At 69.2% G+C, this 14,528-nt stretch carries 13 protein-coding genes; 11 read left to right on the forward strand and 2 right to left on the reverse strand.

Annotated elements, in window-relative coordinates:
• Positions 1-467: 467 nt before the first annotated feature.
• The 10 genes from AC08OO_RS12135 to AC08OO_RS12180 all read left to right on the forward strand — a co-directional run bounded on the left by AC08OO_RS12135 (position 468) and on the right by AC08OO_RS12180 (position 10,514).
• Positions 468-836, forward strand: coding sequence for a hypothetical protein (locus AC08OO_RS12135; RefSeq protein WP_476610359.1), 369 nt, complete (start codon positions 468-470; stop codon positions 834-836).
• A 10-nt stretch (positions 837-846) separates the two neighbouring features.
• A complete protein-coding gene (locus tag AC08OO_RS12140) occupies positions 847-1,731 on the forward strand; it encodes an N-acetyltransferase family protein (protein ID WP_476618516.1) in 885 nt (294 codons plus the stop codon).
• Between the two features lie 4 nt (positions 1,732-1,735).
• Complete coding sequence (locus AC08OO_RS12145) at positions 1,736-2,434, forward strand: SDR family NAD(P)-dependent oxidoreductase (RefSeq protein ID WP_476610361.1); 699 nt, start codon at positions 1,736-1,738, stop codon at positions 2,432-2,434.
• Entirely contained in the window at positions 2,435-3,820 is a 1,386-nt protein-coding gene (locus AC08OO_RS12150; protein ID WP_476610362.1) for an ANL family adenylate-forming protein, read from the forward strand.
• A complete protein-coding gene (locus AC08OO_RS12155; RefSeq protein WP_476610363.1) occupies positions 3,817-4,455 on the forward strand; it encodes a DapH/DapD/GlmU-related protein in 639 nt (212 codons plus the stop codon). The genes AC08OO_RS12150 and AC08OO_RS12155 overlap by 4 nt, the downstream gene beginning before the upstream one ends.
• A 12-nt stretch (positions 4,456-4,467) precedes the next feature.
• On the forward strand, positions 4,468-6,186 hold the full coding sequence (gene cmlS / locus AC08OO_RS12160) for a chloramphenicol-biosynthetic FADH2-dependent halogenase CmlS (RefSeq protein WP_476610364.1): 1,719 nt from the start codon (positions 4,468-4,470) through the stop codon (positions 6,184-6,186).
• Positions 6,187-6,188: 2 nt separating this feature from the next.
• Positions 6,189-6,749, forward strand: coding sequence for an RBBP9/YdeN family alpha/beta hydrolase (locus tag AC08OO_RS12165; protein WP_476610365.1), 561 nt, complete (start codon positions 6,189-6,191; stop codon positions 6,747-6,749).
• A 72-nt stretch (positions 6,750-6,821) separates the two neighbouring features.
• Positions 6,822-8,207 carry a GNAT family N-acetyltransferase gene (locus AC08OO_RS12170; protein WP_476610366.1) on the forward strand — a complete coding sequence of 462 codons (1,386 nt, stop codon included), beginning with the start codon at positions 6,822-6,824 and terminating at the stop codon, positions 8,205-8,207.
• A 49-nt stretch (positions 8,208-8,256) separates the two neighbouring features.
• Positions 8,257-9,744, forward strand: a complete 1,488-nt coding sequence (locus AC08OO_RS12175) for a DHA2 family efflux MFS transporter permease subunit (RefSeq protein WP_476618517.1) — start codon at positions 8,257-8,259, stop codon at positions 9,742-9,744.
• Positions 9,745-9,782: 38 nt separating this feature from the next.
• On the forward strand, positions 9,783-10,514 hold the full coding sequence (locus AC08OO_RS12180) for a ceramidase domain-containing protein (protein ID WP_476618518.1): 732 nt from the start codon (positions 9,783-9,785) through the stop codon (positions 10,512-10,514).
• On the opposite strand, the gene AC08OO_RS12185 is transcribed toward AC08OO_RS12180, so the two are convergent.
• Both AC08OO_RS12185 and AC08OO_RS12190 read right to left on the reverse strand, forming a co-directional pair.
• Positions 10,502-11,779 carry a DMT family transporter gene (locus AC08OO_RS12185; protein WP_476611720.1) on the reverse strand — a complete coding sequence of 426 codons (1,278 nt, stop codon included), beginning with the start codon at positions 11,777-11,779 and terminating at the stop codon, positions 10,502-10,504. The genes AC08OO_RS12180 and AC08OO_RS12185 overlap by 13 nt on opposite strands.
• 197 nt (positions 11,780-11,976) lie before the next feature.
• On the reverse strand, positions 11,977-13,341 hold the full coding sequence (locus AC08OO_RS12190; RefSeq protein WP_476607564.1) for a hypothetical protein: 1,365 nt from the start codon (positions 13,339-13,341) through the stop codon (positions 11,977-11,979).
• A gap of 204 nt (positions 13,342-13,545) precedes the next feature.
• On the opposite strand from AC08OO_RS12190, the gene AC08OO_RS12195 reads away from it, so the two are divergent.
• The coding region (locus tag AC08OO_RS12195) for a glycosyltransferase family 39 protein (RefSeq protein ID WP_476618519.1) at positions 13,546-14,528 on the forward strand (983 nt) is incomplete at its 3' end.

Below are 14,528 nucleotides of genomic sequence, written 5' to 3' on the forward strand. Positions count from 1 at the left end.
GCCGGCACCTGTCCTCTACCACGGATCTGGCTCTCGGCATATCCTCCCACGGGATTACGGACGTTTACAAAGGCGGTGGCGGCGAGATCAGCCGCTGAATTCCTGGTTACGGGAGTCTGAAAATAGACGAACAAGCAACCCGGGTACTTACCTGTGCCGGAGACTCCTTGGTAAAAAAGAGGTCGAGGGCGGTAACGCGTCGGCGACGGTGGGTCATGGGCCCACCGGGGCGGTGTGCGGCCCGGCTGGCTGGACGATGCTTCGGGGGTCTGGGAAGGGGCCGGGAGTTGTTTCGGCGTGCGGTGACGGTGGGCGGCGTGTTTCCTGGGCGTCGCGCTGCTTCTGATCGATCCGAACGGACCCGCGGCGGCGTAGCCGAATCGGTGTCCCGTTGTGCCTTCGGGGGTGACGTCCTGCCCTGAGTGCGCGAGGTCGTCCACCACCAGGTCAACAGGAAGGGCGCTGCCATGCAAGACCAGCTTCTGGCGCTGGTGACCGATGTCATCGAGCGTCTGAACAAGACACGGGACGAGAAGATACCGACCGACAGCCTGCCGGACGTCCGGCTCTACGGAGATGCCGGAATCTTCGACTCGATGCATCTCGTCAACTTTCTCGCGCTGGTGGAGGAGGCCCTTGAGGACGAGTACGACGTGGAGGTCTCACTCACTTCCGAGAAGGCGGTCTCCATGCGGGTCAGCCCGTTCAGCAAGGTCAGCCGGCTGGTCGACTTCATCGACGAGGAGATGCGAATCGCCCAGGGCGGCGAGGAGGGCGCGGAGCTGACCTCGGGCGCGTCCGAGGAATCCGAGGAACTGGCCCGGCAGGGCGGCTGAGTAGATGGCCGTGTCGGTACGCAAGGCCGTCGAGGACGACCTCCACCGGGTCTACCTCCTGCTCAGCAACTCGACCCTCAACTCCGCCTCGCTGCCCTTCGACAGCCGCAAGCGCATGTTCCGGCCGGTCTGGGGCGGCGACGAGGGCTACTACGGCTACGTCATGGAGGACGGCGAAGAGGTCGTCGGCTTCCTCGGTCTGCTGTTCACCGAGCGGGAGATCAAGGGAGAGCGGCACAAGTTCTGCGAGGTGCACAGCTGGTACGTGCAGGAGCAGTACCGCAACGAGAGCCTGCGGCTGTTCCTGCCCGCGCTGTCGGTGCGCAAGGCCACCCTGGTGAACTACACGCCGACCCGGACCGTCTACGACATCAGCAAGAAGTTCGGCTGGGCCGACCTGGAGACGCGGCTGCTGATGATCCTGCCGATCCCCACCCCGCGCAGCCTGCGCTCGGGGTTCCGGATCGAGAGTGAGAAGCACGCGATAGTCCAGTACCTGGACCCCGGCGACCGGCAGATCTTCTTCGATCACGAGACGGTCGAGTGCCGGCACTACCTGATCCGCCCGAAGGGTCGCACCGACTACTGCTACGTGATCATCAAGAAGATGTGGCTACGCCGGTTCGTCCCGTTCGGCAGAATCATCTACGTCAGCGAAAACAGAATCTTCTTCGACGCCATCCACCGGCTCAAGCTGTACTGGTGCCTGCGGCTCGGCGTCGAGTTCATCGTGACCGACGGGGAACTCGTGGAGCCCGGTCAGAAGAAGCCCGCGCTGAGCCGGTCGATGCCCCGCGAGGTACCATCCCTCTACAAGTCGAAGACACTGGACGCGGCGGACATCAAACCACCTCTCTACACCCTGCCGCTGCTGCTCGGCTACCGGCTGCACTGAACAGATGCTCATCCTGATCACGGGCACCAGAGTCGGTGTCGGGCATGCCTTGGCGACGCATTTCCTGGAGCGCGGGCACACGGTGGTCGGCTGTAGCCGAAAAGCGGCCAGTATCGAGCACCCCCGTTACCAGCACTTCGAGGTGGACCTCACCGACGCGAAGGCCATCCGGTCCATGTGCCGGCGGATACGCGGGGAACACGGTTACCTGGACGCGCTGGTCAACAACGCTGGCACGGCAAACATGAACCACTTCATGATGACGCCCGAGGGGGTCACCCGAAGCCTCTTCGACATCAACTTCTTCGCGGTGCTGGACTGCTGCCGGGAGGCGACCAAGCTGCTGCGCCGCAGCGCCGAGCCGGCGCCGGCGATCCTCAACATCTCGACGGTCGCCGTGCCGTGGGCACTGGCCGGGCAGCTGGTCTACTCCGCCAGCAAGAGCGCGGTCGACCAGCTCACCAGAGTCATGAGCAAGGAGCTGGCCGAGTTCAACATCAGGGTGAACGGGATCGGTCTTCCACCGGTCCGCACGGTCCTCACCCGGACCGTCGCGGCGGAGAAGATCGACAGTCTGGTCGGGCGGCAGGCCATCAAACGTATGTGCACCATGGCGGACATCGTCGGCCCCGTCGAGTTCCTGCTCTCGCCGGCGGCCGGTTTCGTCACCGGCGAGACCATCTTTCTGGGCGGGGTGACCTGAATGCGAGACGAACTCGTCGGCAGGTTCGCGGAGCTGGCGGACCGGCCGGCCCTCGTCAACCGGGAGGTTCCGTATACCTACGGCGAGCTGGCGGCCGAGATCGAGCGGCTGGGCGACGCCCTGCGGTCGCACCAGGTGCGGCCGCACGAGGTGGTCGTGCTGAACGCGGACTTCTCCTTCCGCTCGGTCGCTGCGCTGTTCGCGCTGTTCGTCAATCGGAACGTCATCGTCCCGGTGGTCACCGTCACCGAGGGCACGCTGTCGACGATCACACAGTCGTGCGCACCCGTACACCTCGTCCGGGTCGACGCAGCGGCCGAAGGATCCACGGTCGTGATCGATCCGGTGCCGGCGGTCCAGGCGGCGGCACCGGCCGGCGGTGCCCACGAGCGACTCGCCGCGGCTGGTGCCGCCGGGCTGGTGCTGCTCAGCAGCGGCAGCACCGGCACCCCGAAGGCGATCTTGCACAACCTAGACGCGATCATGGCAGACAAGCTCGGGAAACGGGCGCGCACCGGCGGTCGGCCCGCCAACATCCTCATGTTCCTGCTGTTCGACCACATCGGCGGCATCAACTCGCTACTCGGCGCGCTGCGCGCGGGCAACACCGCGATCGTGCCGCGGCAGCGGACGCCGGAGGAGATCTGCGCGCTGATCGAGCGATACCGGATCCGGCTGCTGCCCACCAGCCCGACCTTCCTGAACCTGATCCTCATCGGCGGCTACCACCAGCGGCACGACCTCAGCAGCCTGCGGCTGATCACCTACGGCACCGAGCCGATGCCGGAGGAGCTGCTGCGGCGGGTCAACGAGGCGTTCCCGAACGTGCGGCTGCTGCAGACCTTCGGAACCAGCGAGACAGGCATCTCGACGACCACCAGCGAGTCGTCGAGCAGCACCTGGTTTCGGATCGACGACCCGAACGTCCGGCAGCGGGTCGTCGACGGCGAGCTACAGCTGAAGACGACGACGCAGTTCCTCGGCTACCTGAACTATCCCAGCGACTCGCTCACCGCGGACGGCTGGTTTCGGACCGGGGACCTGGTGGAGGAGAGGGCGGACGGCTTCATCCAGATCAGGGGGCGCGCCAAGGAGGTCATCAACGTCGGTGGGGAGAAGGTCCTGCCGCTCGAGCTGGAGTCCATTCTGCTAGCCAGCCCGCTGATCGAGGACTGCGTCGTGTACGGCCGGGCGAACGCCATCACCGGCCAGTCCGTCTGCGTCGACATCAAACCCCGGGGCGAGCTCACTCGGGCCGAGGTACGTCAGCACGTGGTCGGATTCCTGGCCGGGAAGGTCGAACAGTTCAAGATCCCGGCGAAGATCAACGTGGTGGACGCGGTCACCGTCTCGGACCGTTTCAAGAAGCGAAGGATCGTGCTGTGAGGGACATCGTGCTGATCGGCGCGGACAAGTTCGCGCTGGAGGTCGCACGTTATGCCGGCGACTGCGTCGTCGACGGCCGGCCCGAGTACGCCGTCACGGCGTTCCTGGCGGTGGAGGGGGAGGCAGTGCACGCACCGGCCGACCGGTGTGCCGCGCTCGCGGACTTCGCCCCCGGCCCGGACACCCGGGTGGTGCTGGCCGTCTCGGACGTTGCTCGCCGGCGCGCGCTGATCGACGGGTTCGTCACCAGGCACGGGCTGGTCGCCGAGAACATCGTCCATCCGAGCGCGCGGATCGACCCGGCGGCGCTGCGCGGGGCCGGGAACATCATCGGGCCGAACTGCTACCTGGGCGTGAACGTCGCACTCGGCGACCACAACGTCGTGAACTACTACTGCACGGTCGGGCATCACTCGCGACTCGGCTCGAACAACTTTCTCGCGCCCAACTTCAACTGCGGAAACACGGTCGAGATCGGTGACGACAACTTTTTCGGGCTCAGCTGCACACTGGCACCGGAGGTGACCGTCGGCAGCGACTGCCGGTTCCAGGCGGGCATCAGCATCTTCGACAACGCGACCGGCGGACATTCCTACCTGGCGCCGAACCGGGTCAAGTCCATCAAGTCGTTCTGAGGAGAACAGCGCATGAAGCGCGCGAAGGTTTCCATCATCGGTGCCGGCCCCGCGGGATCTGTCGCGGCACTGAGCCTGAACAAGCTCGGTCACGACGTGGAGGTCTTCGAACGGTCAAGCCTGCCCCGGTACCGGGTCGGCGAGTCCTTCCTACCCGGAACGCTGTCGGTGCTGAACCGGCTGGGCCTGCAGGACGCGATCGACGCCGCCGGCTTCGTGAAGAAACCGTCGGCGACGTTCCTGTGGGGGCAGAACCAGGCACCCTGGACGTTCTCGTTCGCGACCCCACGGACCGCCCCCTGGGTCTTCGACCACGCCATCCAGGTCAAGCGCGAGGAGTTCGACAAGCTGCTGGTGGACACGGCCCGGGCGCGCGGCGTCACGGTCCACGAGGAGACCCCGGTGACGGGCATCGACCTCAGCGCCACCGACCGGGTGACGCTGACCGTGCGCTCGGGGGGTGTCCCCAGGACGGTCGAGAGCGACTTCGTGATCGACGCCGGCGGAGCTGGCAGTCCGCTGGCCCGCCAGCTCAGGGCGCGCCGCTACGACGAGTTCTACAAGAACTTCGCGGTCTGGTCGTACTTCAAGCGGAAGGATCCGTTCGAACGCGGCCTGAAGGGCACCACCTACTCGATCACCTTCGAGGACGGCTGGGTCTGGATGATCCCGCTTAAGGGGGACATCTACAGCGTCGGCCTGGTCGTCGACCGCTCGAAGGCCAGCGAGGTCAAGGAGATCGGGCCGGACCGCTTCTACCGCGACACCATCGTGAAGTGCGCGCGCGCGATGGATATCCTGGGCAACGCTGAGATCGTCGACGAGGTGCGCATCGTGCACGACTGGTCCTACGACTCCGAGGTGTTCTCCGGGGACCGGTTCTTCCTCTGCGGGGACGCCGCCTGCTTCACCGACCCGTTGTTCTCCCAGGGCGTCCACCTGGCCACCCAGTCCGCCGTCTCGGCGGCCGCCGCGATCGATCGGATCATCGCGCACGAGGACGAACTGGACGCCGTCCACCAGTGGTACGGGCGCAGCTACCGGGAAACCTACGAGCAGTACCACGAGTTCCTGGCGTCGTTCTACACGTTCGCCTCGTTCACCGAGCCGGAGTCGGAGTTCTGGCTGCGCCGCCGGATCAGCGAGTCGGACGACGACCGGCTGAACCGCAAACGATGGTTCGAACGGCTGGCCGCGGGTGACGACGACACCGACACAGCCCGGTCGGTCGCGGGCTTCCGGGACCGTGCCGCCACGATGATCTCCATCGGTCGGCACAAGCGCATGGATCTCAGCGACGAGTTCACCGACGACGAACTCAACGGCGCGCGGGTCCGCTGGATCACCCACCTGACCAAGCAGCTGAACCGCATCACCTGGCTGCGCTGGAACGGCGACGAGGTCCTGCTGCGGCCGTACTACAAGGTCGAGCCGCTGAGTTTCCGGCTGGAACGCAAGCTGGTGATCGGGAACGAGCTGGGCCAGGACATGATCAAATATCCGTTGGAGGAAGAACACCGGCTCGTCTTCGAGGAACTCCTCAAGGACCGGGTCGGTTACCGGACCCTGATCCGGCAGCTTGGTGACGCCGGAAGGCAGGATGTGAGCAGCCAGATCGTCATCCGGCTGATGGAGGCGGGTCTGCTGACCGGTTTCGACAAGAACGACAACCGGGTCCACATCCAGGACCGCCTGCGCTTCGACGGCGTGGGCACCGACTACGAGGTGTGAGCATGGAACCAGCGGGCGGCGGCGAGCCGGCGGTGACGTATGTCTTCATCGCCGGCATCGGGAACTCGGGGCCGGAGCACTGGCAGTACATGTGGTACAAGCGGGCCGGCAACGGGGTCTGGGTGGACCACGAGTCCTGGGACAACCCGGTGCGCGACGCCTGGGTGAAGGACCTCGACGACGTGCTCACGGCGATCGACGGGCCGAAGATCCTGATCGCGCACAGCCTCGGCTGCACGCTGGTCACCGAATGGGCGTGCGAGCATGCCGACGACGCCATCACCGGGGCGTTCCTGGTGGCGGTGCCGGACGTGGGCGGGCCGCGGTTCCCGACCGGCGCGGTCGGGTTCGGCCCGCCGCGACACGACCCGTTGCCCTTCCCGACCGTCATTGTCGCCAGCGAGAACGACCCGTACGGCTCGCTGGCGCATTCCGTGGCGGCCGCCGGGAGGCTCGGTGCCCGACTGGTCAACGTCGGCTCGCGGGGCCACCTCAACGCGGACTCCGGGCTGGCGGACTGGCCGGTGGGCTGGTCCGTCTTCCGTGACCACTTCGCGGGCTGACCGCACGCCGGCCGTAACGGCATCGGCCGCTGTGAAACCGGGCCCCGGGGGCCGGGGGGAGAGAAGGCGGGCGTGAAGGTTCTGGACGCGGGGCAGCGCGACACCGGCACGGGGTTCCAGCGCTGGAGCAACGACCTGCACCGGCCGCAGGTGCTGCTCTGTTCGGACCGCAGGCAGGCACTCGGCGTGCTGGCGGACCGGCTGACGGACGGCACGGTGGTCTTCGAGGTCCCCGACGCCAAGGCGCTCGACGCTGTCGCGGACGGTGGCCGGCTGGCCGTCGTGTTCCAGGCAGACCAGGCGCGGTGGCGGCGGGGAAAGATCGTCCCTCTCTTCACCACGGACTACCGGGTGGACCGTGCGCGTGGCGTCGTCGAGGCACGGTTCGCCGCCGAACTCTCCGCCGGGCGCAACTACCCGCTGCCCACCCCGCTCACCGCGAGCCTCGGCAGCAAGGTGCTGTTCCAGCGGACCCGGACCGTCAGTGTCGTCGGCCTGTCGCCGTACGGCGGCGAGTTCGTCGTCGCCGACGGCCCCGCGCACTGCCTGGTACCCGGGATGCTGGTGCACGCCGACCTGTGGCTGCCCTGGACGGGGGCGCTGCGGCTGCGGGCGCAGCTGACCGCCGGGCGGCCGGGGCCGGGCGGTGACCGGTTCACGTTCCGGCTGGTCGACCGGTCCTCGGTGCGCGACGCCGCGGTGATCCTGGTGGGCACGGTTGACGGGTTCGGTTTCGAGGCGCTCGGCGCGGCCGGGGTCCGACCGGGCAGGCTGACCAGGCTCCTGACCATCCAGACCGTCTCCGACCGGTCGACCTTCCTGCGCGCGCTGGAGGTGCGGCTGGCCGGCAACCGCACGTTCGGCCGGCTGACCGGGATGATCGACGGTGAGGTCGTGGCCGACGATCTCGACCCGCACTCGGTGAACTTCATGTGCCTGCTCGGCGACAAAGCGCTCGGTGCCGGCCGGGTCGTGGTCAACTCCGGGAACCGCGCGCTCAGCGAGATCGAGACCGAGACGACCGGCCTGCCGGACTGGGTGTGGAATGGCGGGTTCATCGAGGTCTCGCGGCTGGCGTTGCACCCGGACTACCGCGGTGGCGGGGTGGTGGTGGCGCTGTTCCGCGAGGTGGCCCGGCTCGCCTTCAACCTCGACTGCCGCTACCTGCTTCTCGATGCCATCGAGAAGCTGGTGCCGCTGTACGAGAAGATCGGCGCCCGCCCGCTGCCCATCACCAAGACGCATCCGTACAGCAAGGAGACCGTGCAGGTGATGGTCATCGACATCGGCGCGAGCCTGGGCCGGATCGACCACCGGTGGCCGTACTGGCAGTACCTGTTCGGACCGGTGCTCAAGCACCACCTCGGCACGTCGCCCGCGGCGCCGCTGACGAAATCCGTGCACGGCGTGGGCCGGGTTCCCTACCTGATGAAGCGAGTGCTGAGCCACGTCGTCTGAACCCGTAAGGCTGACGAGAGCCAGGCGGCCAAACTGGGAGACGGGATCCGTGAGCACCATACGCAGTCCGTGGCGCGCCCTGACGGTGCTTGTCGTCGGCTACTTCATGGTCGTCCTCGACATGACGATCGTCGCCGTCGCCAGCCCGAACATCACCGACAGCCTGGACGCCGACATCTCGCAGGTGCTCTGGGCGACCAGCGGCTACCTGCTCGCCTTCGCGGTCACCCTGCTGCCGGCCGGTCGGCTCGGCGACCGATACGGTCCGAAGAACGTCTACCTCGGTGGGCTCGCGCTGTTTACCGCGGCATCGCTGCTGTGTGGGCTCGCCCCGTCGATCGGTCTGCTGGTCGCGGCGCGGGTGGTGCAGGGGCTGGGAGCCGCCCTGGTGACGCCGCAGACGATGGCGATGATCACTCGAACCTTCCCGCCGGAACGGCGCAACGCGGCGATGAGCCTGTGGGGAGCGGTGGCGGGGCTCGCCAACCTGGTCGGGCCGCTGCTCGGGGGCGTTCTGGTGGACCAGCTGGGCTGGGAGTGGATCTTCTTGGTCAACGTACCGGTTGGGCTGGCCGGGCTCGTGCTGGCCGCCCGCCACGTTCCGGCGCTGCCGACCCACCGGCACCGGTTCGACCTGCCTGGCGTCGTACTCGGTGGAGTCGGCCTGTTCCTGCTGGTGTTCGGCATCCAGGAGGGCGGCGACCGGGACTGGGACGGGCTCACCTGGTCGATGATCGGCATCGGTATCGCGGTGCTGGTGGTGTTCGTCGCCCACCAGGCCCGCGGCGCCGGCGGTGAGCCGCTGCTGCCGCTGGGCATCTTCCGGGACCGCAACTTCGCGCTCTCGAACGTCGCCGTCGCCGCGGCTGGCGCGGCCGTCCCGGCGGTGCTGGTGCCGCTGTACTTCTATCTGGAATCGGTGCGCGCGATGTCCGGCGCGGACGCCGGGCTCGTGGTCGCGCCGATGGCGATCCTCGCGATGGTGTGCGTGCCGATCATTGGGATCTTCGGGGACCGGATCCATCCGCGGGTGATCCCCTCGGCGGGTTTCGCGCTGTTCGCGGTCACGCTGATGATTTTCGCGATGTTCATGACGCCGGACTCGCCGGTCGCCGTGTTTCTGGTGGGCGCCGGGCTGGTCGGGACAGCCAACGCCGCCATCTGGCCAACGCTCGCCGCGACCGCCACCCACAACCTGCCGCCGCACCAGGCAGGCGCCGGGGCCGGGGCGTACAACGCGGTCCGGCAGTTCGGCGCGGTACTGGGCAGCGCCGCGATCAGCGCCGTCATCGCGATCCGGATGTCCGCGCGCGGCCTGGCCGCCGACAAGATCGTGGACGGCGGCACGGTGACCGGCACGCTGTCCAGCTCGGCTCGGGGTGCCTTCGGGGCCGCGCTCGGCGACTCCCTGTACCTGCCAGCGGCGATCTTGGCCGTCGGCCTCGGCGCGTCGGCCCTGCTGGTGCACGCGGGCAGCCGCGCCCCCACCCCTCACCCCGCTGGCGACGCCCACCCGGTCGCTGCCACCGAGGCCTAGCCATACTCGCGACCCACCCGGCGGTGAGGAGAAGGCCGATGAACTGGACCGAGCACGTGGACAACTACTGCGAGCGGACGTCGACGGCTTTCTGGTCCGAGCCGCTCGACGCGGTGAGTAACCTCGCGTATCTCGCCGCGGCGTTCGCGCTATGGCGCCTCCTGCGGCGCCATAGCGGCGTGCCGGCCAGCGTCGCGTTCATGCCGCCGCTCGCGGTGCTGATCGGGGTCGGCAGCTTCGCGTTCCACACGCTGGCGACCAGGTGGGCCCAGGTCCTGGACATCGCGCCCATCGGCCTGTTCGTGTTCATCTATGTCGGAAGTTTCCTGCGTTGGTTCTACCGGCTGCCTTGGACGTGGTGCCTGGCCGGCGTGGCCGGGTTCGCCTGTGTGACCGCCGCGTTCATCGCCCTCCTCGGCAGCCAGATCCCCAACCGTTCCGCACCGTACGTGCCGGTGTTGCTGCTCATGATCGGGCTGACCGTGGCACTGTACGGGTCACATCATGAGGACCGGTCCAGGTACTGGCGGGACTTCGCGACGGCCGCCGGGGTGTTCGCGGCAGGCCTGCTCGCCCGCACGATCGACGAGGAGGCCTGCGGGTCCTTCCCGATCGGCACGCACTTCATCTGGCACCTGCTCACCGGGCTGCTGATCTTCGTGGTCGGCCGCGCCCTCGCGCGCCGCTGGCACTCACTCGCCGAGGCTGGTGATACTCGGCTCCCGGCCACGCCCGCGGGCAGGTCCCGGTCGACTGACTATCGCGCATGATTCCTCTGAGCCAGGACGGCACCGGCCTCACCGCGCAGTCGATCCGCCCGCCGGCGAAGCTCGTCCGCCCGGGTGTCGAGAGCACGTCGCGCGGCGAGCAGTTCCCTTTCCGGCACGGCGTCATCCCCCAGCAGGCCCCGCTCCCCCGATCGGGACCCGTTCGAGCCCACCTGCCCGGCGACCGGCCGCATCCGATCGTCGAACCGGTGCCGTTCGTCCACGAGGCTCGCCAGCTCCGCGCCGATGCGGTCGAGGTCCCGGCGCAGCCGGCGACGCGCGCGTCGCAACGCCGGCCCCGGGACGCCGGCCCGCCGGCTGCGGCGCAGGTCGGCGCGCAGCCGTTCCAGGTCATGGTGCACCTGTTCCTCCAGCCGGGACAGCCGCCCCTGGGCCTGCCTCGCCACCAGCCGCGACATCTGCCCGGTGATCAGCGGAGACGTCGCCAGCGTACGGACACCCGTGACCATCACGGCCAGGCCGAGCACCTCACCGACCAACGCGAGGGGCGCCAGCCGCAGGTCGCCGCCCAGCAGGGCCACCCCGATCACCACCCCGGCCAGCGGCTCGCTGCTCACCGCGGCGGGCAGCGACGCCGGCAGCGGGGCCATCTCGTAGGCGCTCTGCAGCAGCAACGCACCGACGATCGCCGTGGCCACGACCGACCAGGGCTGCCAGGACACCAGGACCGCATCGATCCCGCGGGTGGTCAGCAGGTGACCGATGCTGCTGGTCAGGGCGGCCTGCGTCGCGGACAGCAGGCCCACGGCCGTGGCCAGCATCGGGGCCCGCCGGGCAGCGGCGAGCCGCCGCGTCCCCCACACCGCACCGCACACCAGCCCGCCGACCACCGCGCCGGCGAGGACCCAGCCGAACGTCGAGACGGCCCCCGGATCGCCCGGATGCGGATCTCCGGCGATCAGGAAGAGCACGAGGCCACTGGCCGTCGCCGCGGCCGCCGCCCAGTCGCGGCGCGGCACCGCCCGCTGCGCCAGCAGGGCGGCGAACGGCAGGGCGAACAGTAGCTGGCAGATCTGCAGGGATTCGACGAGGGCCACCGCGCCCCGGCTCAGCGCCGCCGCGGCCAGCACACTGCCGATCACCGCGACGGCGACCCCGACATCCCACCACGGTCGCCGCACCAACCACAGCAGCAGCCGCAGCCGCAGGACGTCATCGGGCGGCGCCCGGAAGGCAACCCGCTGCTGGATCACCGCGGCCACCGCGAAACACACCGCGGAACCAAGGCCGAGCAGATAGGTCGCCACTCCCCCTCGATCCCGCGATGTACCTTCCCGGGGAAGGTCAGGGCCTCACACGGCCGGCCCGGTGCGGTCCGGCCGTTCGGATCCCGCTCATCATGCCTGCCAGATCCAAGATCAGGGAAATGACCCCGGTCGGGCCCCCACCTTCGTCCGCCGCCGGGTACCACGCCCGGGCTCGGGAATCCGCGCGGGCGGGGAGGTCACCCACGGTCGACGGCGTGGGCCTGCTTGTGGAGCTGGTAAATCCAGGGCGGGATCGTCGCCCAGAACACAATGATGTTACCGATGATCACCCCTTTGGCTCCGCCGAGGAGAAGGCCCGTGACCGGGCCGGCGAGCAGGAAGGGCGTGAAGAAAAGATTGATCCAGAAGGTGAGTCTGGTCCGGCCGAAGGCGTAGAGCACGGCGGCCGGTCCCACCGCCAGCGCCGGCCCGGCCTGCGCGATCATCGCGAGGAGAAGGAGTTCATGGGTCTGGCTCCAGGTATCGCCCAGCAGGGCCGTCCCGAAATCGTCGGGGAGGATCAGGAAGATGAGGGTCCACAGCACGCTGGAGGCGACCACCAGCGCGGACACGACGTAGGCGGCGCGGATGATCCGACGGGCCGGGGCACCCCTGCGGCGGGCGAACTCGGGGATCGCGAAGCTCATCAACGCGACGGCCAGGTTCGTCGTGGGGGCGAGCAGGGTCTGCAGACCGCGCAGAGCACCGACGAGCGCCGGCGAGCCGACCGCGGCGATGATCAGAGTCGACGTCTGCTGCGCCCCCTGGACCGTCACGAACTCGGCGGTCATGAAGCCGGTCGTCTCGCGGTGACCAGTGAACCAGGCGAGCGCCCGCCCCGGGGCGGGCCAGACCCGATGCTGCCCGATGCCGACCAGCACGGCCAGCGCCGCGGCGGCACCCCAGACGAGGACCATCACCGGCGCGCCGCCGGCCGCATCCGGCCCGCCGATGGCCAGCAGGACGATGCCCACGCCCATCCCGGCAGCCCAGACGAGATCGTTGACGACGGCGCGGAGGGGACGTCCCTGGGCGAACGACGTGTAGCGCCAGGCATCCTGCACCAGCAGGGCCGGCATGACCACACCCATCGCGATCAGGTTCGTCCCGACCACGCCCTCGAGGACGCCACCGACCGCCATCAGGCCGGCGCCCACGACGGCACCGAGTACCAGGGCCAGGCCGGACGCGGCGCGAGCGGCGGCGCGGAACGCGGCCGGGGCGGCGGCAGCGTAGCTGATCCCCAGGGGCGCCGTGGCAGCGGCGCGCGACAGGCCGACGACGATCGCGAAGATCGTGTAGGCAATCGCGAACGCACCGAACTCGGTCGGGTCGACCCGGCGGGCGATTATGAAGTTGATCGCCGCGTTGGTGCCACTGGACACGACCTGGTCGACGATCGTCCACAGCGCGTTGATCCGGCCGCGGGACCGGGACGGGTACGGATCGGCCGCCGGTAGATCCGCCGCTGGAGCCGCCGCGATATGCTCACGCGTGGCACCGATGGTCAGACCGTCGGTGACGGCGGGGCCGTCGGGATACGCCCACCGCGATCCGCTCACGCCGACAACTCTACCGTGACGTAAGAGTCATCTCGGCGCATGCCGCCCCCGGACAGGCACAACACAGGGAACGGGGCCCGCACAGTAAAGACACAGGATCCGCGTAGCGCACAGGATTCACACAGTAAGGGCACAGAATCCGCGAAGCCGCCGGACCGATCGTCTACCCATGACGTACTTCCCGGTCCCGAGACGGCCTTCGAGATGACCACCGTTTCCCCCCTCGTGAACGCACCCGACGCGGACGTGCCCGGTGTGGACGTGCCCGGTGTGGACGTGCCCGTGCGGCATCCCGCGGGCCGCCCATCCGGGCCGCCCCCGCCTTCCCGGCCCCGCGGCCGGATCGGCCGCCTGGTACGCGGCCCGGCCGGCGACCCCGCGTGGATCCGGCCGTCGCTGCTGGCCCTGCTGGCGGCGACTGCGGTCCTCTACCTGTGGGACCTCAGCGCGTCCGGCTACGGCAACGGCTTCTACGCCGCCGCCACCCAGGCGGCCACGCACAGCTGGAAGGCGCTGCTGTTCGGCTCGCTGGACTCCGGCAACGCCATCACGGTCGATAAACCGCCGGCCTCGCTGTGGGTCTCCGGTCTGTTCGCCCGGGCCTTCGGGTTCTCGAGCTGGACCGTGCTGGCACCGCAGGCGCTGGAGGGCGTCGCCGCGGTGGGGCTGCTGTATGCCACGGTGCGCCGGACCTCCGGTGCCGCCGCCGGCCTGCTCGCCGGCGCCGCCTTCGCGCTGACCCCGGTCGCGGTGCTGATGTTCCGGTTCAACAACCCGGACGCGCTGCTGGTGCTGCTGCTCGTCGCCGCCGCCTACTGCACGGTCCGGGCCACCGAACGGGCGAGCCTGCGGTGGCTGCTGCTGGCCGGCACCTGCGTGGGCTTCGGCTTCCTCACCAAGATGGCGCAGGCGTTCCTGGTCGTCCCGGCCCTCGGCCTGGGGTACCTGACGGCCGCGCCGACCGGTCTGCGCCGACGGCTCGCGCACCTCGCCGGCGCCGTGGCCGCGATCGTCGTCTCGGCCGGCTGGTACCTCGCCCTGGTCGAGCTGTGGCCGGCCTCGTCACGCCCCTACATCGGCGGCTCCACCAACAACAGCCTGCTGGAGCTCGCGATCGGCTACAACGGCCTCGGCCGCATCTTCGGTGGCTCCGCCGGTGGTGGCGCCAGCGGTGGCGGGGGTGGGGG

Source organism: Frankia sp. CeCAU1 (assembly GCF_977971845.1).

What these genes read in the sequence shown, in the direction of transcription:
- AC08OO_RS12135 (WP_476610359.1), top strand. Translation starts at nt 468, where the DNA reads ATGCAAGACCAGCTTCTGGCGCTGGTGACCGATGTCATCGAGCGTCTG.
- AC08OO_RS12145 (WP_476610361.1), top strand. Translation starts at nt 1,736, where the DNA reads ATGCTCATCCTGATCACGGGCACCAGAGTCGGTGTCGGGCATGCCTTG.
- AC08OO_RS12150 (WP_476610362.1), top strand. Translation starts at nt 2,435, where the DNA reads ATGCGAGACGAACTCGTCGGCAGGTTCGCGGAGCTGGCGGACCGGCCG.
- cmlS (WP_476610364.1), top strand. Translation starts at nt 4,468, where the DNA reads ATGAAGCGCGCGAAGGTTTCCATCATCGGTGCCGGCCCCGCGGGATCT.
- AC08OO_RS12165 (WP_476610365.1), top strand. Translation starts at nt 6,189, where the DNA reads ATGGAACCAGCGGGCGGCGGCGAGCCGGCGGTGACGTATGTCTTCATC.
- AC08OO_RS12180 (WP_476618518.1), top strand. Translation starts at nt 9,783, where the DNA reads ATGAACTGGACCGAGCACGTGGACAACTACTGCGAGCGGACGTCGACG.